Source organism: Neisseria sp. P0021.S007, from assembly GCF_051956855.1.
On the sequence record NZ_JBQCXA010000003.1, the window covers coordinates 36329 to 60565 of the forward strand.

Below are 24237 nucleotides of genomic sequence, written 5' to 3' on the forward strand. Positions count from 1 at the left end.
CATCGCTTCTTGTTTAGGGTATAGTATTAACGTATTGCCAGTCTTACAAAAGAGAGAAAATATGTTTAAACGCCCGGAAGAAATCATCGTCTTGGTACTTGCCCTATTATGGGTCGCACTCAGCTACTACTTCGCCGCCATCCTGATTTCAGATGCCTACACCATCCTCCTGATTACCGTATTGACCTTTATTTGGGCGATTGCATGCTTCCTCTTGTGGCAACGCAACCTAAGCCGTCATATTTGGCCGCTGTTCCTCGGCAGCCTGGTTGCCTGCTGGTGGCCGTACTTCACTTGGCTTGCAAGCGACGTTCCCGAAGGCACATGGTATTCAGGCTGGACATTCAAATCCATTATCTCCCTGATTCCCGTTGTAGCCGCTTATGTCTTCAAGTGGAAACGAAGCCGGAAAAACAAAATTTCCGATACCCTCGCCTGATACCTTACGCCGTCTTTTTCAGACGGCGTTTTCCATATCTGACATAGCGCTCAGACTGTCAACAATCCTAATAAAATGCTATACTCTTCACACGATTTAACACCCTAAAACAGGCCGTCTGAAAGACTTATCAAGATGATCAGCAAACAAGAATACCAAGCCCAAGCCGCACAAGGTTACAACCGCATTCCACTCGTTCAAGAGCTGCTTGCCGATTTGGATACACCGCTCTCAATCTATCTCAAACTTGCCAACAAGCCTTTCACCTACCTGCTCGAATCCGTTGTCGGTGGCGAACGCTTTGGCCGCTATTCCTTCATCGGCCTGCCTTGCAGCCACTATCTCAAAACCAGCGGCAAACATGTCGATGTATATCAAAACGGCGAAATCATCGAACAACATGACGGCAATCCCCTGCCCTTTATCGAAGCTTTCCACAACCGCTTCAAAACGCCCGAAATCCCAAGCCTGCCGCGCTTTACCGGCGGCCTGGTCGGCTACTTTGGTTATGAAACCATCTACAATTTCGAACATTTTGCGCACCGCCTGAAACATACGGCCAAAGCCGATCCACTCGGTACGCCCGACATCCTCCTGATGCTCTCGCAAGAGCTTGCCGTAGTGGATAACCTAAGCGGCAAAATCTACCTGATTGTTTATGCCGATCCGTCTCAAGCCAACGGCTACGAACGCGCACGCGAACGTCTTGAAGACATCCGTACCCAGTTACGCCAAAGTTGTGCCATCCCGCTTTCCCTCGGCAGCAAGCAGACGCAAGCAGTCAGCGAATTTGGAGAAGAACCTTTCAAAGCCTGCGTCAATAAAATCAAAGACTACATCTTTGCAGGCGACTGCATGCAGGTTGTCCCCAGCCAACGCATGAGCATGGAATTTACCGACAATCCGCTTGCCCTCTACCGCGCCCTGCGTACGCTGAACCCATCGCCGTATATGTTCTACTACGATTTCGGCGATTTCCATATTGTCGGCTCTTCGCCCGAAATCCTCGTCCGCCGCGAACGCGACGATGTCATCGTCCGTCCTATCGCCGGTACACGCCTGCGCGGCAAAACACCAGCCGAAGACCTCGCCAACGAGCAAGATCTGCTGAGCGATGCCAAAGAGATTGCCGAACACGTCATGTTGATTGACTTAGGACGCAACGACGTCGGCCGCATCAGTAAAACCGGCGAAGTCAAAGTTACCGACAAAATGGTGATTGAAAAATACTCCCATGTGATGCACATCGTCTCCAACGTCGAAGGCCGTCTGAAAGACGGTATGACCAACATGGACATCCTCGCCGCCACCTTCCCCGCAGGCACACTTTCCGGAGCCCCCAAAGTCCGCGCCATGGAAATCATCGAAGAAGTCGAGCCGAGCAAACGCGGCATCTACGGCGGCGCAGTCGGCGTATGGAGTTTCAACAACGACATGGACTTGGCCATTGCCATTCGTACTGCCGTGATTAAAAACAATACACTCTTCGTCCAAAGCGGCGCAGGCGTAGTTGCCGACTCAGACCCAACATCCGAATGGCAGGAAACCCAAAACAAAGCCCGTGCAATAATCCGTGCAGCGCAAATGGTGCAAGAAGGGCTGGATAAATAATTTTCAGACGGCCTGCGCTCTGAAATGACTAAACAACAAGATTATGATACTAAACGAAAAACAACTAAAATCCATCAGCAAATTCCTCAGCTTTATCTTGCGCCATCATCCCGAGCAAATCGGCATTACTTTGGATAAAGACGGCTGGGTGGATATTGATACCTTACTGACGCAGGTAAACCATCCCGAGCGCGGCTTTACGGGCAATCCGCTGACCTACGAAGTATTGTTGGAAGTGGTCGAAAACAACGATAAAAAACGATTTACGATTTCCGAAGACGGCAATCGCATCCGCGCTGCGCAAGGTCATTCGACGGCACAAGTTCAGGTCGAACACAAAGTGGCAACACCTCCTCAGATTTTGTATCACGGTACGGCTGAACGCTCTGTTCCGTCTATTTTGGAGCAAGGCCTGCATTCTGCCTCGCGCCATTTTGTTCATCTATCTGCCGATGCCGCAACAGCCGTTAAAGTCGGCTCCCGCCACGGCAAGCCGGTTGGATTGGCCATCGACACTGTCGCCATGCTTGCGGCAGGGCATCAATTTTATTTGGCGGACAACGGCGTATGGTTAACTGAAAACGTTCCGCCGCAATTTATCGGCAAACTTTAAAACACCAGGCCGTCTAAAGCCGTAAAACCATTTTCAGACGGCCTGCAAACACCCTACACAATTTCTTCATAAAGCGATTATCCATGAACACATCCCCCATCCTCCCTCCTGCTATGCTCGGCATTCTTGGCGGCGGACAATTAGGCAGAATGTTTACTGTTGCTGCCAAAACCATGGGCTACAAAGTAACCGTACTCGATCCCGACCCGAATGCGCCGGCAGCGGAATTTGCCGACCGCCATTTGTGTGCGCCGTTTGATGACCCGACCGCTTTGGAAGAATTGGCAAAATGCGCGGCTGTTACGACCGAGTTTGAAAACGTCAATGCCGACGCGATGCGTTTTCTCGCCAAACACACCAATGTTTCCCCTAGTGGCGACTGCGTTGCCATCGCGCAAAACCGCATTCAGGAAAAGGCATGGATACGCAAAGCAGGCCTGCAAACCGCGCCGTATCAAGCAGTTTGCAAAGCCGAAGACATCACTGAAGAAAGCGTGCAATTTTTGCCCGGCATCCTGAAAACTGCCACTTTGGGCTATGACGGCAAAGGCCAAATCCGCGTAAAAACATTGGATGAACTCAAAGCCGCATTTGCCGAACACGGCGGCGTGGATTGCGTTTTAGAAAAAATGGTGGACTTGCGCGGCGAGATTTCCGTTATCGTATGCCGTCTGAACAATGACAAAGTGCTAACTTTCGACCCTGCCGAAAATATTCACGAAAACGGTATCCTCGCCTACTCTATCGTCCCTGCACGACTGAGTGCCGACGTGCAGCAACAGGCGCGACAAATGGCGCAGCGTTTGGCCGATGAATTGAACTACGTCGGCGTATTGGCAGTAGAAATGTTTGTTGTCGGCGACACGCATGAATTGGTCGTCAACGAAATCGCCCCGCGTCCGCACAATTCCGGCCACCATACCATCGACGCCTGCGCGACAGACCAATTCCAGCAACAGGTCCGCCTGATGTGCAACCTGCCTCCGGCTGACACTAAATTACTGAGTTCTTGCTGTATGGCGAATATTTTGGGTGACGTTTGGAAGGAAGACGGCGGCGAACCCGAATGGCTGCCGCTGCAAAGCAACCCGAACGCACATCTGCATCTTTACGGTAAAAAAGCCGCGCGCAAAGGCCGAAAAATGGGCCACTTTACCGTCTTGGCCAACGATGCGGACAACGCGTTCCAAACTGCACAAACCTTACATCAAAGCCTGTAACCTTACCCACTTTTTTCAGACGGCCTTTGATTGCCAAAGGCCGTCTGAAATCAATTTTTCCGACCATCCGCCATGAGCCTTCTGACCATCCTCCGTCCGGCAACCGAAAAAGACTGCCAAGCCATACACAACGCCCATCTGCATGCCGTTCAATACGCCTGCATCCGCAGTTACGATGAAACCATTATGCACGCATGGGAAAGTCTGCTCGACATCAACAGCTATTTGGAAACCATCTCCGATAAAAACAAAGCATTGTGGGTGGTCGAATACAAAGGGCTGATTCAAGGCTTCTTCCAAGTCGATTTCAAAGAAGCGCAATTGGACGCCTTATACGTCCATCCGCTCTTCCACAATCTCGGCTTGGGTACGGCCCTGCTCAGCCGTGCCGAAGAAATGGCACGAAATGCAGGCCTCAGCTTTCTCAAACTGTATGCCTCGCTCAATTCCGTACCTTTTTATCGACTTAACCGCTACGAATCGCTCGGTACTGCCGTGTTGCAGCTGAACAAAACCGTCCGCGTCGAATGCGAATTGATGCGCAAATACCTGTAATTTTCTCTTCTGCCGTTGCTTTTTTGAAAGAAACCGATGTCCCGAATTGCCGCCCTGCCCGACCATCTCGTCAACCAAATCGCCGCCGGAGAAGTGGTCGAACGCCCTGCCAACGCCTTGAAAGAAATCGTTGAAAACAGTATCGATGCAGGCGCGACAGTGATTGATGTCGAGCTGGCAGGCGGCGGCATCCGCCTGATTCGCGTCAGCGACAACGGCAGCGGTATCCATCCGGACGACATCGAGCTTGCGCTCCACCGCCATGCCACCAGCAAAATCAAAACCTTAAACGATTTGGAACACGTTGCCAGCATGGGCTTTCGCGGCGAAGGCTTGGCAAGCATCGCCTCCGTCAGCCGCCTGACCCTGACCAGCCGCCAAGAAGACAGTTCGCACGCGACCCAAGTCAAAGCAGAAGACGGCAAACTCAGCAGCCCTACGGTAGCCGCCCACCCCGTCGGCACCACCATCGAAGCTGCCGAACTCTTCTTCAATACCCCCGCGCGGCGCAAGTTCCTCAAATCTGAAAACACCGAATACGCCCACTGCGCCACCATGCTCGAACGCCTCGCTCTGGCGCATCCGCACATTGCCTTCTCACTCAAACGCGACAGCAAACAAGTATTCAAACTTCCTGCACAAAGCCTGCATGAACGGATTGCCGCCATTGTCGGCGATGATTTTCAGACGGCCTCATTGGAAATTGACAGCGGCAATGGCGCGCTGCGGCTTTATGGCGCGATTGCCAAGCCGACCTTTGCCAAAGGCAAAACCGACAAACAATACTGCTTCGTCAACCATCGTTTTGTCCGCGACAAAGTCATGCTCCATGCCGTCAAGCAGGCATACCGCGACGTATTGCACAACGCGCTGACGCCTGCTTTCGTCCTCTTCCTCGACCTGCCGCCCGAAGCCGTGGATGTCAACGTCCACCCGACCAAAACAGAGATCCGCTTCCACGACAGCCAGCAGGTGCACCAACTCGTGTTCCACACGCTCAACAAAGCCCTTGCCGATACACGCGCCGACCTGACCGAAAGCGTCAGCAATGCAGGCGAAGTGTTGCATGACATTACCGGCGTTACTCCTGCACCAATGCCGTCTGAAAACAACAGCGAAAATCTGTTTGATAGCGCATCCAACTACCCAACAGGCAACAAACCCGATACACGCAATGCCTTTGGTCCATCAGGCAAAACCGCGCCCATGCCCTACCAAGCCTCGCGTGCGCCGCAACAACGCAGCCTGTCTCTGCGCGAAAGCCGCGCGGCCATGAATACTTACGCCGAGCTCTACAAAAAAACCGACGACATCGACCTTGAGTTGAGCCAATTCGAGCAGGCATGTTTCGGTAATATGCCGTCTGAAACGCCTACTCCCCAAACAGATACGCCGCTTTCAGACGGCCTTCCCTCCCAATCCGAACTGCCGCCACTAGGCTTCGCCATCGCCCAACTCTTAGGCATCTACATCCTTGCCCAAGCCGAAGACAGCCTGTTGCTCATCGATATGCACGCTGCCGCCGAACGCGTCAACTACGAGAAAATGAAACTCCAACGTCAGGAAAACGGCAACCTGCAAAGCCAACGCTTGCTCATCCCCGTTACCTTCGCCGCGTCCCACGAAGAATGCGCCTCCCTTGCCGATCACGCCGAAACGCTGGCAGGCTTTGGCCTGGAATTGTCCGACATGGGCGGCAATACCCTTGCCGTCCGCGCAGTTCCCGCCATGCTCGGCAAAGCCGACGTCGTTTCACTGGCCAAAGATGTATTGGGCGAACTCGCCCAAGTCGGCAGCAGCCAAACCATCGAGGAACACGAAAACCACATCCTCGCCACCATGTCCTGCCACGGCTCAGTCCGCGCCGGCCGCCAACTGACTTTGCCCGAAATGAACGCACTCCTGCGCGATATGGAAAACACACCGCGTAGCAACCAGTGCAATCACGGCCGTCCGACATGGGTCAAACTGACTTTAAAAGAATTGGATGCGTTGTTTTTACGCGGACAGTAATACAGTAATAAAGAGCAGTCAAAAGCTTTAAAGCTCCCTGAAAACATCAATATGTGTTTTTAGATAGCTTATTTGCAAAATCTCGTCTATGAATAAAACCCTATTTTTCATACTGATCACCTTATTGATACAACCTGTTTATGCAGAAAAAATAAGATATGACAAACCTGAATATTGGCAATTAATCCATTCTTATCCCGATAAAAGTAAATCGATCTACGGTAATACTCTTATCCGATCGCTTTCACCCCAAAGTTTATTGATGGAGATACGTCATAAGAAAGCTAAGCCACTGCCTAAAAATAACTCAATAAATAGTCAAAAGAATATGATAGGAAAGGACTATATTAAAGCTCGTTTTAAACTCCAAATTGACTGTGAAAATCAAAAAATGGCATATGAAGACTTTGCATTTTTTGACAGTAAGGATCAATTGAGTGCATATGGAGTCCTATCTTCCGAAGAACTGCAATGGTTTGAAATAAAAAACAATTTAATTGCTGAAAAACTCTATCGCTTTACTTGTGAGTTTTGAATAAATGCAATAAAAAATACAAAAGGCCGTCTGAAAAAATGTTCAGACGGCCTTTTAACTTATTTGCCTTTAACGAATATCCATAGGCGCAAACGATTTCACGGTTTCATCGATTGCTTTAACACGGGTCAGGAAATCTTCCAATTGCGCAAGCGGCAATGCGCTTGGGCCATCACATTTGGCTTGGTCGGGATTGGCATGGGATTCAAGGAACAAACCGGCCAAGTGGGTTGCCATACCGGCAAGCGCCAAGTCCAATACTTGGGTGCGACGGCCGCCTGATGCTGCGGCACCGGATTCGCGTGTTTGCAGGGAATGGGTTACGTCAAAAATAACGGGCAGGTTGTTACACGTTTTTTTCATCACGCCAAAGCCGAGCATATCGACCACCAAATTGTCGTAGCCGAAGTTTGCGCCGCGTTCGCACAAAATGATTTGATCGTTGCCTGCTTCTTGGAATTTCTCCACAATGTTTTTCATTTGAGAAGGGCTGAGGAATTGCGGCTTTTTGATGTTAATGACATTGCCGGTTTTCGCCATTGCCACCACCAAATCGGTTTGGCGTGCCAAGAAGGCAGGCAACTGGATGACATCGCAGACTTCGGCAACCGGCTGGCATTGGTAAGGCTCGTGAACATCGGTAATCACGGGAACGTTAAACTCGCGCTTCACCGCTTGAAAAATCTTCATGCCTTCGTCCAGACCTACACCGCGGAAAGAGTGGATGGAAGAGCGGTTTGCCTTGTCGAAAGAGGCTTTAAAAACGTAAGGGATGCCGAGTTTATCGGTTACTTTAACGTATTGCTCACAGGCTTTCAGCGTAGAGTCGAGGTCTTCAAGGACATTGATGCCGCCGAAAAGGGTAAAGGGCGCATCGTTGCTGACAGTGATGTTGTTGATTTGGATATTCACGGCGAAGCCTTTCAGATAAGTTGAATTTGGGAAACAGGCCGTCTGAAACGTTTCAGACGGCCTTTGTTTGAATATTACAACACGGTGTGCGGCGGCTCATAAGAAATCACGTCGCGGATTTTATTGTTCTCATCGACGAGGACGACTTTCGGCTCATGCGCTGCAATTTCGGGTTCGGACAACATGACGTAAGACATGATAATTACGATGTCGCCTTTTTGAACCAAACGCGCGGCCGCGCCATTCAAGCAAACGACGCCGCTACCGCGTTCGCCGGGAATGGTGTAGGTTTCAAGACGTTCGCCGTTGTTATTGTTGACGATGGCGACTTTTTCGTTCACGCAAATACCTGCCGCATCCAGCAGGTCTTGGTCAACGGTAATGCTGCCGACGTAGTTGAGGTCGGCTTCGGTAACGGTGGCACGGTGGATTTTGCCGCCGAGCATGGTACGGAACATGGGTTTCCTTTTTGATTGTGGGTTGATTTGCGGTTTTAACTTCAGAGAAGTTAAAACCGCTGTTTGTGTGATTGAGGATTAGTTATTGGGAAAGTCTGATTCGTCGAACTCAGGTTCCGGGTCGCTTTGAAGAACTTTTCCGTTTAATTTCAACTCGCTGTTTTGCAGAGTCAGATGGGTTTTGACATTATCGTCTTCTAAGGTCAAATATTTTTCTCTTGCCATACTTTTGATGGTGCTGTCTACCATCAGGCGCAAGGTCTCGTTGATATCATCGATGCTGGCGCGGCCTGCGGCTTCATCTTCGGCATTGACGCTAAACAGGCTGCTTGCTTGGTTGACGGCGAGCTGCTCCAACAATTTTTGCGGTACGCTCATGTTGAAGTCGGCTTCGGTTTTCTTCAGCATATCGCCCAAATTGTTGAGGTCTTTAGCTGCCAAACCTTTAAACGCGAGTTTGCCGCTGACATCGACATCACCATGAGGCATGGTGAATTTGAAGGTTTTGACGTTTAAAACTGGATTGTTGGTAAACAGGCCCGAAGCCTCGTTTTTGGCCGTCTGAATCAAGGAAGCCTGAATTTCTTCTTCGCTCATTTTCTTCACGGACACTTCGGCAATTTTGTTTTTCAATGCCAAAAGTGATGCCGCATCCAAATGCTCGGCAGCGACATTGATGTCCAGAGGGCCGTATTTGTCTTCGCCATAAGTCAGACTTTCAAATTGGAAGCGGCCTTCACTGTTGATGAATTTATCGACTTCGCCGGTCTGCGTATCGAAACGCAGTTTGCTGACTTCGATTTTAGACGGAGCAATCGTGCCGGTCGGATTGATGAATGCACCGATTTGCAGGTTGGTCACAAGGTTGACCAACTCATTCAACTTAACGTTGTAATCGATGTTTTCTTTCCATTGCAGCAGGAATTTATCCAGCGTAATGCTGCTCTTGCCCAAAGCAAGCTTGGTCAGGCCGTCTTCCGTTTCGGATTGGAAGCGCAGGTTTTCCAAAGATACATCGCCTTTGTCGGCCAATTTGACTTGTAAAGACGGCGCGAGGTAATCGTGGCGATAGCTTTTGAAGCCTTGGCTGTAATCGGTATTGCCGCCAAAGCCTTTCCAGTTGAGCTTGATACCGGAGAGCTCTTCATAGTCGAAGGCGGGGATATTGAGGCTGAGTTTGCCGTCGCCGGAAAGATAAACCGTATTGGTCATGGTCAACGGCGTTTGCTGGCCGAAGAAGCGATCCAAAACTTTTTTGGTTTCCGGATGGTATTGGAACTCGGTTTCCACGTGCGCACGCGTACCGAAGCCGCCGGCAAACGGGCCGTGGGTCACGTGGTTGATGACCGTAATCGGCTCTTGCAGGACGGTTTTCAAATTGTCCGGCAGATATTTTTGCGTATTTTGAAGCAGGGTCGGCTTGAGGCGGATGACGGTCGTCTCGGTTGAACTGAACCAGCCGCGATCGTATTGGTGGGACTCAACGGTCAGGAAACCGGATTCCTGCAACAGCTTTTGCTGCTCGGTCAGGCTTTCTTCCGCTTTGACACCAAGATAATAAGGCGTGCCGAGCGCAGCGGCGACAACAACGGCGGCAGTCGGGATAAGATACTTTTTCATCACTTCAAACAGATTAGGTTCAAAGCGTAAAGCATAGCATTTTTTAGCTGTTTTGTCTTATCCGCCGTTTCAGACGGCCTTTAGGTAAAGATTGTGATATTATGCAAACATAAACGGTTTTTACACTTTTGGCAGGCCTTACCCTGTCTGCCAAGATGTCATTAAAGGTTTGCAAATGCTTTTATTTATCGACAATTACGACAGCTTCACCTACAACATCGTCCAATACTTTGCCGAATTGGGGCAGGAAGTTTTGGTTCGCTGCAACGATGAAATCACCATCGAAGAAATCGAAGCCGTGAAACCTCAATATCTGGTCATCGGCCCCGGCCCTTGTTCCCCGAAAGAAGCAGGCATTTCTGTTGCGGCCATGCAGCACTTTGCCGGCAGGCTGCCCGTCATGGGCGTGTGCCTCGGCCATCAAACCATGGGCGAAGCGTTCGGCGGCAATGTCGTGCGCGCGCAAACAATGATGCACGGCAAAGTCTCCCCTGTTTTCCATCACGGCACAGGCATGTTTAAAGACCTGCCCAATCCGGTCAACTGCACGCGCTACCACAGCCTCGCCATCGACCGCGCCACCCTGCCCGACTGCCTCGAAATTACCGCATGGACGGAAGACGGCGAAATCATGGGCGTACGCCATAAAGAATATGCCGTCGAAGGCGTACAGTTCCACCCCGAAGCCCTGCTGACCGAACACGGCCACGATATGCTGAAAAACTTCTTGGAAGAATTCAAAAACTATCGCCCGCAAAAATCTTAATGAAAGGCCGTCTGAAAGGTGTTTGACAGTGTTCAAACCGCATTTTCAGACGGCCTGAATCACACCGGACACGAACAAAGGAAAATCATGATTACCCCTCAACAAGCGATTGAACGCCTCATCAGCAACAACGAACTTTTCTACGATGAAATGACCGACCTCATGCGCCAAATCATGAGCGGCCAAGTTCCGCCCGAGCAAATCGCCGCTATCCTGACCGGCCTGCGGATTAAAGTTGAAACCGTTTCCGAGATTACCGCTGCAGCCAGCGTGATGCGCGAATTTGCCACCAAAGTGCCGCTAGAAAACGCCGATGACTTGGTCGATATTGTCGGCACAGGCGGCGACGGTGCCAAAACCTTCAATATTTCCACGACTTCCATGTTTGTCGCGGCTGCGGCAGGCGCGAAAGTCGCCAAACACGGCGGCCGCTCCGTTTCTTCATCCAGCGGCGCTGCCGATGTCATGGAACAAATGGGCGCCAACCTCAACCTCAACCCCGAACAGGTTGCCCAAAGCATTCAGCAAACCGGCATCGGCTTTATGTTCGCGCCCAACCACCACAGCGCTATGCGCTATGTTGCCCCAGTCCGCCGTTCGCTCGGCTTCCGCAGCATCTTCAATATCTTGGGCCCGCTGACCAATCCTGCCGGCGCGGCAAACCAACTCTTGGGCGTGTTCCACATCGACTTGTGCGGCATTCTTTCCCGCGTATTGCAACAGCTTGGTTCCAAGCATGTTTTGGTTGTGTGCGGCGAAGGCGGTTTGGATGAAATCACGCTGACCGGCAAAACCCGCGTTGCCGAACTGAAAGACGGCAAAATCACCGAATACGATATCAGCCCGGCCGATTTCGGCATGGAAATCCGCCGCAATTTGGACGAAATCAAAGTCGAAAACGCGCAAGAATCCCTGCAAAAAATGAACGAAGTGCTGGATGGCAAAGTCGGTGCCGCACGCGACATCGTCGTCCTCAATGCAGCCGCCGCGCTCTACGCAGGAAATGTGGTCGCATCGCTGGCGGACGGTGTCAAAGCCGCGCAAGAAGCCATCGACTCCGGCAAAGCCAAAGCCAAAAAAGACGAGTTTATCGAATTTGGCAAACAGTTTGCCTAAACTTTAAAACCATAAACAAAGGCCGTCTGAAAAATCTTTCAGACGGCCTTTTATTCTTTAAATATTAAAATTTGCTTTTAATATCATTAATCAAGCCTTCAGCTTTTTCTTTGGCTTCTTCAGCCAAGTGTGCTACTTTCTCTTTGGCTTCACCGGCTAAATGAGCTGCTTTTTCTTTAGCTTCACCTGCAAAGTTTTCTACTTTTTCTTTAGCCTCGCCTGCGAAGTGCGCCGCTTTTTCTTTGGCTTCACCTGCAAAGTTTTCTGCTTTTTCTTTAGCATCCGCAGCAACTTCTTTTGTCTTACCGACGCCTTGTTGAACTACGCCTTCAGCTTTGAGTTTGGAATCGTCAAGAACTTCGCCGGCTTTCTCTTTTACTTCACCGCTGATTTGATCTAATTTGCCAGTCATCATTTATTCCTTCTTAGTTTCATGTTGATAAGAGTAATCACTATACCCCAATAGATATTGGGTTGCAACTTAAAGTCTGTCTCAATATTAAAAACATAATAAAAATGGATTACGTCAAGTTAGCACAACTGTTTCAATATCGCTTCGGCTACTGCCTCGCCTATCATCTTGCTGCCGAACTCATTGAAATGAAGTCCATCGCACAGCATCACATCGGTCAAATCCTGCTCAAACATCAGACTGTATAAATCATTGACGGTAAAACCATATTGCCTTGCCAAATCCTCCGCCACACGGTTATAGGCCTTCAAGTCGGCCAGATAGCGGCGCGAGGGTTTGACGATATTGTGTACGCTTTCCAAAAACGGCGTACTGCTCGCCCAAATAATTTTTGCCCCTGTCTGTTTCAGATAATCGAAAATTTGAATCAGGTTGCTGCGATAGGTTTTTATATCGGCCACCGGCTCATTACAGCCTTGATTATGGCGGATGTCGTGCAAACCGCAATTGATGTGGATAATGTCTCCCACAGTCGCACCCTCTGTCCATTGCCTGATATGCTCTAACACATCATGCGACGAACGGCAGTTTTCCGATGGAGAAACAATATCCACCTCAGGCAAAGCGGCGCGCGTGTAAGGCTCCGAAGCAAGCCGAACGGAGTCGCCGATTAAGTAAACGGTCATTTTTGTTCTCCTCCCTTTATTTGAATCAACAGCAAGGCCGTCTGAAATATCACTTATATTATTATAAGAGTGCTATTTCAGACGGCCTTAACTTCAGTCAAGTTCTATCGTTAAATCATCAATTAGAGCTGACTGTTTTTATAAAAATCAATTAATTGCTTGGCCTGCAACATGGGCAGCCCAAAACGGTCGCTCACGGCTTTCAAATCCTTCCATTCCTGACCAGTCAGATTCTGCCCAACCCATTTGAGGTTTTCCGGATTGCTTTTGATTTTCTCAAAATACGCCTGCTTGCGTTTCCAGTTGCGCGACCACACCAGCAACATGGTAAAAATACATAAAACAATCAATACAATATTGGTAAACAACATCATGTCCATACAACATACTCCCGCTTGGGCCTCAAAATCAGAAAATATGGATTAAAGGCCGTCTGAAAAAACAGTCTTCAAACGGCCTCGGCGTGACGCTCAACGTTGCATTTCCATCATTAACGCCTGACAAGCAGCTTCGTTTTCCAAAGCACAAGATTCGCTCAGTTGGTTTAAACGGCTGTCGCGGTCTGATGTAGTGCCTTGCGCCATCTCCGTTTTAGTTTCTTCAAGATTGGTACAGGCATTTTCATAACCGCCTTTACAAGCCCGTTCGTAGAGCTTGACCGCTGCGGCATAATCCATGCCCAAACCGCTGGACGGATTAAGATACAGATTACCCAAAACATTGCAGCCGCGCATATTACCGCCATCGCAGGCTTTTTTCAGAAACGGATACGCATGAGCAGGCGCTTCAAGATAATCGCGCATCCAAATGGCCGCAGTGACGCAACTCTCCAGATTGTTCCGATTGCATTCCCGTATCAGCTTATCGTGCTGCTTCTCGCTGTAATCCTCAGCCTGCACGCTAAATGCAGTGGCAACCAATGCTAAACCAAACAATAAACGAAGTGTTTTCATCTGATTATTTCTCCAAAAATATTTGATGACAGGCCGTCTGAAAAAACAATCTTCAGACGGCCTTTATATTATCACTCAATGTTCACCCGTTTCAGGCGCAAGGCATTGCTCAACACGGAAACCGAGCTTGCCGCCATTGCCGCGCCTGCGATAACGGGGTTTAAAAAGCCGAGCGCGGCGAGCGGAATGCCCAAAATATTGTAGAAGAAGGCGAAAAACAGGTTTTGCTTGATGTTTTTCAAAGTTGCCTGCGACACCAGCAGGGCATCGGCGAGCTGGTTGACCGAATGCTGCATCAGTGTGGCGGATGCGGTGTGTTCGGCAACGTCCGCACCGCCTTTCATGGCGAAGCTGACGTTGGCGGCGGCGAGCGCGGGTGCGTCGTTGATGCCGTCGCCGACCATCGCCACGGTTTTGCCGGCGGCTTTGAGTTTCTGCACTTCGGCGGCTTTATCGCGCGGACTCATATTACCAAAGGCGTGTGCGATGCCCAGTTGTTTGGCGACATATTCGACCGTGCCTTGGTTGTCGCCGCTCATAATATAGACATCGATATTGTGTTTTTTCAGACGGCCTATGGCTTCGGCGGTATCGGCTTTCAACGCGTCTGCAAGTGCGAATGCGCCGATGGGTTTGTTATCGACCGAGACTGCAACAATGCTTGCAATGTCCCAAACGCCGTCTGAAAACTTCGGCAAGGTCAGTTCGGCAAATTCTGCTTTGCCTGCTTTCACCAAACCCACGCCTTCCACTTCGGCGGTAATGCCTGCGCCAACAACGGTTTGGGCGTTTTGTGCTGCGGGGATTTCCAAACCGCGCGCTTGGGCGGCGGAAACGATGGCTCGGGCGAGCGGATGAGCGGCGTTTTGTTCGACGGTGGCGGCGATTCGGTACAAAGCATCTTCGTCAAAGCCGCTGTCGGGAACGCAATAAACGGCGGCAACCTGCGGCCTGCCTTCGGTCAGCGTGCCGGTTTTGTCCAACACGACAGCATCGACGTGAGCAGCTTCTTCCATCGCCGCCGCGTCTTTGAACCAAATACCGTGTTTCACCGCCTTGCCCATGCCGACCATAATCGCGGCGGGCGTCGCCAGACCGAGCGCGCACGGGCAGGCAATCACCAAAACGGCAACGGCGTGCATCAGCGCCACCGTCCAATCGCCTTTCACCAGCCAAGTGGCGATAAAAGTCAGAAGCGCGATGCCCACGACGGCAGGCACGAACACCGCCGCCGCCTTGTCTGCCACGCGTGCAATCGGTGCCTTGCTGCCTTGCGCTTCGGACAGCGCGTTCATCATGTCGCCGAGCAGGGTTTGGCTGCCGAGCTGCGTAGCGCGGTATACCACGCTGCCTTCGGTCATCAGCGCACCTGCCAACACTTTGCCGCCCACCTTTTTCTCTTCGGGGTTGGATTCGCCGGTAAGATGGCTCTCGTCCGCCCAACCGCTGCCGCTCTCGATGATGCCGTCGGCGGCAATGCGTTCGCCGTGGTTGGCGCGGATAAGGTCGCCGATTTGCACTTGGTCGATGGGCAGTTGTTTCCATTCGCCATCGCGTTGCACGTTGACTTGGGTCGGCGTGAGTTTGAGCAGCAAGCCCAAGCTGTTGAGGCTAGATTTTTTGGTGCGGTGTTCCAAAAATTTGCCCAGCGACACAAAACCGATCACCATCACGCCTACTTCAAAATACACGTGTGCCATGCCGTGCGCCGCGTGCGGGCTGAAAAACAGCATATAAACGGAATACAGGTAAATCGATACCGTGCCGATGGTAACCAGCACGTCCATATTCGCCAACCCGCCCTTAATGCTTGCCCACGCGCTTTTGTAAAACGGCACCGCCAGCCAAAGCTGCACCACGCTTGCCAGCACAAATTGCCATACAGGCGGAATCATCCAATCGTGCCGCCCGATCATCATCCCTGCCATGCCGATAAGGAACGGAATATTGATGGCCAACAAAAGCCACAGCCTCCAGCTTACATGCGCTGCTTCTTCGGGCTGCGGCAGCGCGTCTTCCGTTTTTTCCTTTGCGCCGTAACCGGTTTTCTCAATGATTTTGGCGATGTCGGCTGCGGAGGTTTTGCTGTCGTCAAACGTAACCTGCGCTTCCTCGCTGGCAAAGTTCACCCCTGCCGATTCGACAAAATCTTTTTTGTTCAACACTTTTTCAATACGCGAAGCGCAGGCCTGACAGGTCATGCCTTCGATTTGAAAACGGACTTTTTGTTGCATGGTTTCTTCCTTCTGAATGTGGTTGGGCTACCTGAAAAAAGCGGAGCAGGGTTTTCAGGTAGCCTTTGGGGTGTTGCAGTCGATTTGTTGCGATTCGATTTACAAAGCCGCATCAAAGCCGCCGTCTTCCACCGCTTCTATCAGCGCGGCGGGGTTGGTTTGGGCGGGGTCGAATTCCACGACGGCATTCTTGTTTTCCAGGCTCACTTCGGCCTTGTCCACGCCGTTTACGCCTTCGAGGATGCTGGTAACGCTTTTCACGCAGCCGCCGCAGGTCATGCCTTCGATGTTTAATGTGATGGTTTGCATAGGGTTTCCTTTCTGTTGGAATGAGGCTGAGGTTTTAAAGCCCGTTGCAGCCAAAGCTTTCAGGTAACCTGAAATGATGGGTCTGCTCTTGCTTTCCCGCTAAGTGCCGCCACTATAAAGCTTTACCCGAAGTAAAGGTCAAGCATCATGATGAACATCAGCCAGGCCGCGGCCGAGAGCGGCCTTTCCGCCAAACAAATCCGCGACTACGAAAAGCACGGCCTAATCGCCCCGGCCGCGCGCAGCGAAGCGGGCTACCGCCGCTACGGACAGGCCGACCTTGTCCGGCTGTGCTTTATCCGCCATGCGCGGGAAGTGGGCTTTTCGCTGCCGCAGATCGGGCAGCTTTTGAGCCTGCAACACAACCCGCAGCGTACCAGCCGCGAAGTGAAAACGCTCACCGCGCGGCACATCGCCGAGCTGGAAGCCAAAATCGAACACTTGCAGGGCATGGTGGCCGAGCTGCAACGTTGGCACGATGCCTGCGCGGGAGACGACTGCCCGGATTGTGCGATTTTGGCCGGGCTGGAGGAGCGTTAGGCGGCTTGGGCAGAATAGAAACAGTCTACCTGAAAAGTTTCAGGTAGCCTTAGTCGGCCGCTAACGGTTTGGTACAGGCCTCGTTGTAATACGGCAGCCACTTGCCGCCGCTTTGCTTCAGATATGCGCGAAAACTTTTGTTTACCCGTGTGGCGGTGTAATCCAAATAATGGCAAAAAGTAAGTTATCAAGAGACAAAGGCCGTCTGAAGCGTTTCAGACGGCCTTTTCAAAATACGCTTATCGGTTACAAAGCCACATCGTAGCCGCCGTCTTCTACGGCATCAATCAGCGCGTCGGTATCTGTCTTGCTTTCATCAAAAGTAATCACTGCATTTTTGTTTTCCAAGCTGACTTCTGCTTTTTCCACGCCTTCTACGCCTTCCAAAAGACGGGTTACGCTTTTAACACAGCCGCCACAGGTCATGCCATCGATGTTGAGGGTAACAGTTTGCATTTGTATTTCCTTTCATTCACACAAATCAAATATGGTTGCCGAACACTTTACTCCTTACACAAACAGCTTGCAAATTCTTCATTAAGGCCGTCTGAAAAAATGCAGATAGGTGTACAATAACGCCTTTTGCTTCATCAAACGGACATAATAATGACTTCAACATTCAAACAATGGGTTAGTGTATGCGCGCTGGCGGTGGGAGCGTTTATTTTCAATACCACCGAATTCATTCCGATTGCGCTTTTGAGCGACATCGGTCAAAGCTTTGGCAAACCGGCAACGGAAGTGGGCATGATGATCACGGTGTATGCGTGGATTGTTGCGCTCCTATCGCTACCGCTGATGCTGATGACGAAAAACATCGAACGGCGCAAATTATTGCTGATGCTGTTTGCACTGTTCGCGCTGTTTCACGCGCTGTCGTTCTTTTCTTGGAACTTCACCATCCTCTTGGTCAGCCGTGTCGGGATTGCGCTGACACACGCGATCTTTTGGTCGATTACGGCTTCTTTGGCGGTACGGCTTGCCCCCGCCGGCAAAACCAATCAGGCTCTGGGCTTGCTCAGTACGGGTTCGGTTTTGGCGATGGTTTTGGGTATTCCGCTGGGGCGCGTGGTCGGGCAATACTTCGGCTGGCAGCTCAGCTTCCTGCTGATCGGGGTCTGCGCTGCCGGCGTAATGCTGGTGTTGGCCAAAAATCTGCCTGCTTTACCCAGCCAAAATACCGGCTCTTTAAGCAGCCTGCCGAGTTTGTTCAAACGCCGCAACCTGATGCTACTCTATGCAATGACGGTGTTGATTATTACAGCCCATTTCACGGCATACAGCTATATCGAGCCTTTTGTGTTGCAAGTTGGCGGATTTAAGGCAGAACAAGTTACCATCGTTTTGAGCCTGTACGGTTTGGCAGGATTTGCCGCATCTTATCTGTTCGGCAAATGGTTTGCCAAAGCGCAACGTTTGTTTATGCTCGGCGCAGTGGCGGTCATCCTGCTCTCCGCCCTGCTGCTTCTGCCGCTTGCCTCTTTCCCGTATGCGGTATATGCGCTGGTGTTTATTTGGGGCGTGGCCATCGTCATCGTCAGCTTGGGCATGGTCTCCAAAGTATTGACGTTTGCTTCCGATGCGACAGATGTAGCCAACTCGATTTATTCAGGTTTGTACAATGTCGGTATCGGCGGCGGTGCGCTTTTGGGGCATTACGTGACCACTTGGTTCGGTCTTTCCAATATCGGCATTGCAGGCGCGCTCTTAGCTGCGACAGGTTTTGCCGTTTGCGGTTTGTTGTTTAAGGAACAAGACAATCTGACGCAAAACGTTTAAATCCATATAAATCAGGATGGTATTACTGACCCGGCCGTAATTTTGGCAGTTTTACCGATTTGTCCTGATGCTTATTAACCCACGATGGGTCTTCATTCCGCCGGATAAGCAGTTTTCTTGCTGCTTATCCGGTTTTCATTTCATTTTTAAAAAATAATTTACAATTTGTTTACACTACATCAAATTACAAATATACTGTCGCCTATTAGGCCGTCTGAACGTTCGGCTGAAAAGAAAAACCAATCATGTTTCAGAGGAATACATCATGGACTTAAACGCCAAGGATAAGACTCAGCATCCTGAGAACGTCGAGCTTCTCAGTGCGCAGAAGCCGATTACCGACTTTAAAGGACTGCTGACGACCATTATCTCTGCTGTTGTCTGCTTCGGCATTTATTACATCCTTCCCTACAGCCCCGATGCCAACAAAGGTATCGCGCTGTTGATTTTTGTTGCGGCACTTTGGTTTACCGAAGCCGTACACATTACCGTTACCGCGTTGATGATCCCTATCCTTGCCGTTGTACTCGGCTTCCCGGATATGGACATCAAAAAAGCGATGGCCGGTTTCTCCGACCCGACGATTTACATCTTCTTCGGCGGCTTCGCGCTTGCAACCGCCCTGCACATGCAGCGTCTCGACCGTAAAATCGCCGTCAGCCTGTTGCGCCTGTCCCGCGGCAATATGAAAGTTGCCGTGTTGATGCTGTTTGCCGTTACCGCCTTCCTGTCTATGTGGATCAGTAACACTGCGACTGCCGCGATGATGCTGCCTTTGGCAATGGGTATGATGAGCCACCTCGACCAAGAAAAAGAACGCAAAACCTATGTTTTCGTCCTGCTCGGTATCGCCTACTGCGCCAGTATCGGCGGCTTGGGTACCGTGGTCGGTTCTCCGCCGAACATGATTGCCGCCAAAGCGCTGAACTTGGACTTCGTCGGCTGGATGAAACTCGGCCTGCCGATGATGCTGTTGATTCTGCCGCTGATGCTGTTCTCCATGTACGTCATCCTCAAACCTAATTTGAATGAGCGCGTGGAAGTTAAAGCTGAATCTATCCCTTGGACTTTGCACCGCGTTATCGCGCTGTTGATTTTCTTGGCCGCAGCCATCGCTTGGGTATTCAGCTCCAAAATCAAAGCCGCATTCGGTATTTCCAACCCTGATACCGTTATTGCCCTGATTGCCGCCGTTGCCGTCGTCGTATTCGGCGTGGCGCAATGGAAAGAAGTTGCCCGCAATACCGACTGGGGTGTATTGATGCTCTTCGGTGGCGGTATCAGCTTGAGCGCGTTGCTGCAATCTTCCGGCGCATCTGAAGCATTGGGTCAGCAAGTTGCTTCCACGTTCTCCCACTCTCCTGCATTGCTGGTGATTTTCGTGGTTGCCACTTTCATCATCTTCCTTACCGAGTTCACCAGTAACACGGCTTCCGCCGCCCTGCTTGTGCCTATTTTCGCCAGCATTGCCGCGCAAATGGGTCTGCCGGAACAAGTCTTGGTATTCGTCATCGGTGTCGGCGCATCTTGTGCCTTCATGTTGCCGGTTGCCACACCGCCTAACGCGATTGTGTTCGGTACAGGCTTAATCAAACAACGCGAAATGATGAATGTCGGCTTATTGCTGAACATCCTCTGCGTGGTATTGGTTGCTCTGTGGGCTTATGCTGTACTGATGTAAACCATCGACCTAAACAACAAGGCCGTCTGAAAGAATATTTTTCAGACGGCCTTGAAGTTTGTCATTCAGACACAATTTAACGAATGATTAAAACCGGATTCTAACGAAAGGAAACCCATGATTATCCTGCACACCAACAAAGGCGACATCAAAATCGAACTCGATTTCGACAAAGCCCCCGTTACTGCTAAAAACTTCGAGCAATACGTTAAAGATGGCTTCTACGACGGCGTAATCTTCCACCGCGTCATCAAAGGCTTTATGATTCAAGGCGGCGGCATGGATGAAAACATGAACGAAAAAGAAACCCGCGATCCGATTCAAAACGAAGCGTCCAACGGTTTACCTAACGAAAAATACACCATCGCCATGGCGCGTACTTCCGATCCGCACTCTGCCAGCGCGCAATTCTTCATCAACACTGCCGACAACGCTTTCCTGAACTTCCGTTCTAAAGAGTTGTACGGCAAAACTGTCGTCCAAGACTGGGGCTATGCCGTATTCGGTAAAGTCGTTGACGGTTTTGACGTTGTCGATGCCATCGAAGGCGTTTCTACCAAACGTCACGGCTACCACGACGACGTACCGAGCGAACCTGTCATCATCACTAAAGCCGAAGTGGTTTAATCGATTTGATTTCCCATAAAAACAGCCTGTCCGAATTGCAAACGGACAGGCTGTTTTTCAATAATGACACATACCGTCACACATCATAAGTACCGACCACGCATGCCGAATCCAAAACATGGCCTTGCATGGCAAAATGCAGCTCATTAAAGCGGAAACCGCGCGGCAAATCCAAAACGGTATCCAGCGCGTACACAATCAGTTCATAACGATGACGGTTGTTCGGTGGTGCCATACCGCCGTAAAATGAGGCCTCTTCGATTTCAAATTTACCCAACGCGCTCGCCCAAGTGTTCGCGCCCTGTGTGAAATCTGTTGCAGAAATACTTTCATTTTCTGCCACGGAAGTGCGTTTCAAATCCGAAATCAACCAATGCGTCCATACGAAACCCGATGCTGAAATGGCATCTTTGTCTTCCAACACCACAGCAAACGATTTTGTTCCTTCAGGTGCATCTTTGATCTCAAAAGGAATCGAATAAGAAGGCATACCGCTCGGGCTGAACTGGCTGCCGCGCTTGCCGTATTTGTCTTCAAATTCGCCGTTAACAATAGCTTTACTGCTGACTTTCATCTTACATCTCCCAATAGTAGGTTGGCTCATTCTAACAAACACCAAGGCCATCTGAAAGATACTGCCGTTTTCACTTTCCCGATGTCGCATTTTCAGACGGCCTCAAGCAATATTCACAATTCGATCAAACACATTTGACATTCCATAGTATAATCCGCCGCATGAAAACTACACAGGATTCGCATTATGGATTGGAAAGGTCGTGAACAAAGCCAAAACGTCGAAGATCGCCGCGGAAGCAGTGGCGGCGGTGGCGGCAAAACACCGGGCATACTCGGCATTATCGTGGTTTTGGTCGGCGCATATTACGGCGTGGATTTGAGCGGTTTGGTTGGCGGCTCATCTTCGATGGGCATTCCTACCCAGCAAGCTTCCCGACTCGACAGCCAACAAGAAGCCGAGTTGAACGAACTGTCCCGCGTCGTCCTTGCCGATACGGAAAAAGCATGGAGCAAATATTTCCAACAACACGGCCAACGCTATACACCGGCAACCATGGTGTTGTATGAAGGCGGCACGTCCACCGCCTGCGGTACGGGCCAATCTGCCATGGGTCCGTTTTACTGCCCGGGCGACCAAAAAGTTTATTTGGATTTGAGTTTCTACGAAGACATGCGCACCAAACTCAAATCTGCCAGCGATGCTGCGTTTGCCTACGTTATTGCCCATGAAGTCGGCCATCACGTTCAAAACCTGCTCGGCATTCTGCCTAAAGTCCACAAAATGCAACAGCAAGTCGGCAAGAAAGAGGCCAATGCCCTTTCCGTCAAACTCGAATTGCAGGCCGACTGTTTCGCCGGTATTTGGGGACACTACGCCGTCAACAACAACATCTTCAAAGCCGAAGACATTCAAAAAGCCATGCTTGCTGCCGAATCCGTCGGTGATGACCGCTTGCAGAAACAGGCTCAGGGCTATGTCGTTCCCGACAGCTTTACTCATGGCTCGTCCGAAGAACGCATGACTTGGCTCAAGCGCGGTTTGGAAAGCGGCGACATCAACCAGTGCAACACTTTCAACAATTGATTCGTCCAAGCAACACTGTTCTTTGATGTAACGACAAAAGGCCGTCTGAATTCTTCAGACGGCCTTTTAGCCGTGTTAGAATAACGCCTATTATTTTCCCTTAAATTCAAAGGAAATCCACATGGCAAATATCGCCCGCGACATTTTCAAAGCCTACGACATCCGGGGCATCGTCGGTAAAACTCTGACTGACGAAGCTGCCTACTTAATCGGCAAAGCCATTGCCACCAAAGCCTCCGAAAAAGGCATTACCCGCATCGCACTCGGCCGCGACGGACGCTTGAGCGGCCCCGGCCTGATGGCGCAGATTCAACGCGGTTTCACAGACAGCGGCATCGACGTCCTCAATGTCGGCATGGTTGCCACCCCTATGCTCTACTTCGCGGCCATCAACGAATGTGGCGGCAGCGGTGTGATGATTACCGGCAGCCACAATCCGCCTGATTACAACGGTTTCAAAATGATGCTCGGCGGCGACACGCTCGCAGGCGAAGCCATTCAAGAACTTTTAGCCATTGTTGAAAAAGACGGTTTTGTTGCCGCCGACAAACAAGGCAGCGTAACCGAAAAAGACATCTCTGGCGAATACCACAACAACATCGTCGGCCACATCAAGCTCAAACGCCCGATGAAAATCGCCATCGACGCGGGCAACGGTGTCGGGGGCGCATTCGCGGGCAAACTCTACAAAGGCTTGGGCAACGAAGTAACCGAACTTTTCTGCGAAGTGGACGGCAACTTCCCTAATCACCACCCCGACCCTTCCAAACCGAAAAACCTGCAAGACCTCATCGTCGAGCTCAAAAACGGCGATGCCGAAATCGGCTTGGCATTTGACGGCGATGCCGACCGCTTGGGCGTGGTGACCAAAGACGGCAACATCATCTATCCAGACCGCCAACTGATGCTTTTCGCGCAAGACGTGTTGAGCCGCAATCCTAAAGCCAAAGTGATTTTCGACGTCAAATCCACCCGCCTGCTCGCACCTTGGATTAAAGAACACGGCGGTGATCCTGTGATGGAAAAAACCGGCCACAGCTTCATCAAGTCCACCATGAAAAAAACCGGCGCACTGGTTGCCGGCGAAATGAGCGGACACATCTTCTTTAAAGAACGCTGGTACGGCTTCGACGACGGTATGTATGCCGGCGCACGCCTCTTAGAAATCCTGTCTGCCTTCGACAATCCGTCCGAAGTGTTGAACAAGCTGCCGCAAAGCATTTCCACTCCGGAACTCAACATTGACCTGCCGGAAGGCAGCAACGGCCACAAAGTGATTGAAGAACTGGCTGCCAATGCCAAGTTTGAAGGTGCGACCGAAATCATTACCATCGACGGCTTGCGCGTTGAATTCCCTGACGGCTTCGGCCTAATGCGTGCTTCCAATACCACGCCGATTTTGGTATTGCGTTTTGAAGCGGATACGCAAGAAGCGATTGAACGTATCCAAAACCAATTCAAAGCAGTCATTGAAAGCAATCCTGCATTGAAATGGCCGCTGTAAGGGTTTAGGCTAAAGCAAAAGGCCGTCTGAAAATCATTTCAGACGGCCTTTAAT

The 24237-nt window shown here is 50.7% G+C and carries 26 protein-coding genes; 15 read left to right on the top strand and 11 right to left on the bottom strand.

The annotated features are described in order from the left end of the window. The first annotated feature begins 61 nt into the window (after positions 1-61). The 7 genes from ACTHUR_RS05510 (at position 62) to ACTHUR_RS05540 (ending at position 6986) form a co-directional block, all read left to right on the top strand. On the top strand, positions 62-439 hold the full coding sequence (locus ACTHUR_RS05510; protein WP_070695557.1) for a hypothetical protein: 378 nt from the start codon (positions 62-64) through the stop codon (positions 437-439). A 135-nt stretch (positions 440-574) separates the two neighbouring features. Then, positions 575-2050, top strand: coding sequence for an anthranilate synthase component I (gene trpE / locus ACTHUR_RS05515; RefSeq protein WP_070695555.1), 1476 nt, complete (start codon positions 575-577; stop codon positions 2048-2050). Positions 2051-2093: 43 nt separating this feature from the next. Next, complete coding sequence (locus ACTHUR_RS05520; protein WP_070695553.1) at positions 2094-2663, top strand: RNA 2'-phosphotransferase; 570 nt, start codon at positions 2094-2096, stop codon at positions 2661-2663. A gap of 83 nt (positions 2664-2746) precedes the next feature. Beyond that, positions 2747-3883: a 5-(carboxyamino)imidazole ribonucleotide synthase gene (locus tag ACTHUR_RS05525; RefSeq protein ID WP_070695551.1), complete on the top strand. Its 1137-nt coding sequence runs from the start codon at positions 2747-2749 to the stop codon at positions 3881-3883. 72 nt (positions 3884-3955) lie between these two features. Next, on the top strand, positions 3956-4438 hold the full coding sequence (locus tag ACTHUR_RS05530) for a GNAT family N-acetyltransferase (RefSeq protein WP_003747064.1): 483 nt from the start codon (positions 3956-3958) through the stop codon (positions 4436-4438). Positions 4439-4474: 36 nt separating this feature from the next. Continuing rightward, the gene (gene mutL / locus ACTHUR_RS05535; protein WP_070695549.1) at positions 4475-6451 is read left to right on the top strand and encodes a DNA mismatch repair endonuclease MutL; all 1977 of its coding nucleotides are present in this window, start codon (positions 4475-4477) and stop codon (positions 6449-6451) included. Positions 6452-6539: 88 nt separating this feature from the next. Continuing rightward, positions 6540-6986, top strand: a complete 447-nt coding sequence (locus tag ACTHUR_RS05540; protein WP_004519812.1) for a hypothetical protein — start codon at positions 6540-6542, stop codon at positions 6984-6986. A gap of 69 nt (positions 6987-7055) precedes the next feature. On the opposite strand, the gene kdsA is transcribed toward ACTHUR_RS05540, so the two are convergent. The 3 genes from kdsA to ACTHUR_RS05555 all read right to left on the bottom strand — a co-directional run bounded on the left by kdsA (position 7056) and on the right by ACTHUR_RS05555 (position 9976). Continuing rightward, positions 7056-7898: a 3-deoxy-8-phosphooctulonate synthase gene (gene kdsA, locus ACTHUR_RS05545; RefSeq protein ID WP_004519813.1), complete on the bottom strand. Its 843-nt coding sequence runs from the start codon at positions 7896-7898 to the stop codon at positions 7056-7058. Positions 7899-7972: 74 nt separating this feature from the next. Continuing rightward, the gene (panD, locus tag ACTHUR_RS05550; RefSeq protein WP_003678944.1) at positions 7973-8356 is read right to left on the bottom strand and encodes an aspartate 1-decarboxylase; all 384 of its coding nucleotides are present in this window, start codon (positions 8354-8356) and stop codon (positions 7973-7975) included. Positions 8357-8434: 78 nt separating this feature from the next. Further along, the gene (locus tag ACTHUR_RS05555) at positions 8435-9976 is read right to left on the bottom strand and encodes a YdgA family protein (protein ID WP_440361175.1); all 1542 of its coding nucleotides are present in this window, start codon (positions 9974-9976) and stop codon (positions 8435-8437) included. A gap of 175 nt (positions 9977-10151) precedes the next feature. Here ACTHUR_RS05555 and ACTHUR_RS05560 point away from each other — a divergent pair, with 175 nt between their 5' ends. Beyond that, complete coding sequence (locus ACTHUR_RS05560) at positions 10152-10742, top strand: aminodeoxychorismate/anthranilate synthase component II (RefSeq protein WP_188211616.1); 591 nt, start codon at positions 10152-10154, stop codon at positions 10740-10742. A gap of 87 nt (positions 10743-10829) precedes the next feature. Next, positions 10830-11858: an anthranilate phosphoribosyltransferase gene (trpD, locus tag ACTHUR_RS05565; RefSeq protein WP_003747072.1), complete on the top strand. Its 1029-nt coding sequence runs from the start codon at positions 10830-10832 to the stop codon at positions 11856-11858. Positions 11859-11922: 64 nt separating this feature from the next. Here trpD and ACTHUR_RS05570 read toward each other — a convergent pair whose 3' ends face one another. The 6 genes from ACTHUR_RS05570 to ACTHUR_RS05595 all read right to left on the bottom strand — a co-directional run bounded on the left by ACTHUR_RS05570 (position 11923) and on the right by ACTHUR_RS05595 (position 16452). After that, positions 11923-12270 (bottom strand): CsbD family protein, encoded by a 348-nt coding sequence (locus ACTHUR_RS05570; RefSeq protein WP_036490595.1) that lies wholly within the window; start codon positions 12268-12270, stop codon positions 11923-11925. A gap of 119 nt (positions 12271-12389) precedes the next feature. Beyond that, positions 12390-12956, bottom strand: a complete 567-nt coding sequence (locus ACTHUR_RS05575) for an SGNH/GDSL hydrolase family protein (protein WP_070460885.1) — start codon at positions 12954-12956, stop codon at positions 12390-12392. Positions 12957-13078: 122 nt separating this feature from the next. Then, positions 13079-13336, bottom strand: coding sequence for a hypothetical protein (locus ACTHUR_RS05580; protein WP_049333330.1), 258 nt, complete (start codon positions 13334-13336; stop codon positions 13079-13081). A 90-nt stretch (positions 13337-13426) separates the two neighbouring features. Continuing rightward, on the bottom strand, positions 13427-13909 hold the full coding sequence (locus tag ACTHUR_RS05585) for a sel1 repeat family protein (RefSeq protein WP_150540449.1): 483 nt from the start codon (positions 13907-13909) through the stop codon (positions 13427-13429). Between the two features lie 71 nt (positions 13910-13980). Next, positions 13981-16143: a heavy metal translocating P-type ATPase gene (locus ACTHUR_RS05590; RefSeq protein WP_440361176.1), complete on the bottom strand. Its 2163-nt coding sequence runs from the start codon at positions 16141-16143 to the stop codon at positions 13981-13983. A gap of 99 nt (positions 16144-16242) precedes the next feature. Further along, the gene (locus tag ACTHUR_RS05595) at positions 16243-16452 is read right to left on the bottom strand and encodes a heavy-metal-associated domain-containing protein (protein WP_003674677.1); all 210 of its coding nucleotides are present in this window, start codon (positions 16450-16452) and stop codon (positions 16243-16245) included. 147 nt (positions 16453-16599) lie between these two features. Here ACTHUR_RS05595 and cueR point away from each other — a divergent pair, with 147 nt between their 5' ends. Then, complete coding sequence (cueR, locus tag ACTHUR_RS05600; RefSeq protein ID WP_440361177.1) at positions 16600-16992, top strand: Cu(I)-responsive transcriptional regulator; 393 nt, start codon at positions 16600-16602, stop codon at positions 16990-16992. A 246-nt stretch (positions 16993-17238) separates the two neighbouring features. Here cueR and ACTHUR_RS05605 read toward each other — a convergent pair whose 3' ends face one another. After that, positions 17239-17448 (bottom strand): heavy-metal-associated domain-containing protein, encoded by a 210-nt coding sequence (locus tag ACTHUR_RS05605; RefSeq protein WP_004519826.1) that lies wholly within the window; start codon positions 17446-17448, stop codon positions 17239-17241. 150 nt (positions 17449-17598) lie between these two features. Here ACTHUR_RS05605 and ACTHUR_RS05610 point away from each other — a divergent pair, with 150 nt between their 5' ends. From ACTHUR_RS05610 to ACTHUR_RS05620, 3 genes are all read left to right on the top strand, one after another. Further along, on the top strand, positions 17599-18771 hold the full coding sequence (locus ACTHUR_RS05610; protein ID WP_440361178.1) for a sugar transporter: 1173 nt from the start codon (positions 17599-17601) through the stop codon (positions 18769-18771). Positions 18772-19036: 265 nt separating this feature from the next. Beyond that, a complete protein-coding gene (locus ACTHUR_RS05615) occupies positions 19037-20452 on the top strand; it encodes an SLC13 family permease (RefSeq protein ID WP_049336559.1) in 1416 nt (471 codons plus the stop codon). A gap of 117 nt (positions 20453-20569) precedes the next feature. Further along, a complete protein-coding gene (locus tag ACTHUR_RS05620; RefSeq protein ID WP_004519830.1) occupies positions 20570-21079 on the top strand; it encodes a peptidylprolyl isomerase in 510 nt (169 codons plus the stop codon). A 76-nt stretch (positions 21080-21155) separates the two neighbouring features. Here ACTHUR_RS05620 and ACTHUR_RS05625 read toward each other — a convergent pair whose 3' ends face one another. Beyond that, positions 21156-21653 carry a YbhB/YbcL family Raf kinase inhibitor-like protein gene (locus ACTHUR_RS05625; protein ID WP_039862157.1) on the bottom strand — a complete coding sequence of 166 codons (498 nt, stop codon included), beginning with the start codon at positions 21651-21653 and terminating at the stop codon, positions 21156-21158. A gap of 186 nt (positions 21654-21839) precedes the next feature. On the opposite strand from ACTHUR_RS05625, the gene ypfJ reads away from it, so the two are divergent. Beyond that, positions 21840-22679 carry a KPN_02809 family neutral zinc metallopeptidase gene (gene ypfJ, locus ACTHUR_RS05630; protein ID WP_004519832.1) on the top strand — a complete coding sequence of 280 codons (840 nt, stop codon included), beginning with the start codon at positions 21840-21842 and terminating at the stop codon, positions 22677-22679. A 121-nt stretch (positions 22680-22800) separates the two neighbouring features. After that, on the top strand, positions 22801-24183 hold the full coding sequence (locus tag ACTHUR_RS05635) for a phosphomannomutase/phosphoglucomutase (RefSeq protein WP_440361179.1): 1383 nt from the start codon (positions 22801-22803) through the stop codon (positions 24181-24183). The last annotated feature ends 54 nt before the right edge of the window (positions 24184-24237 follow it).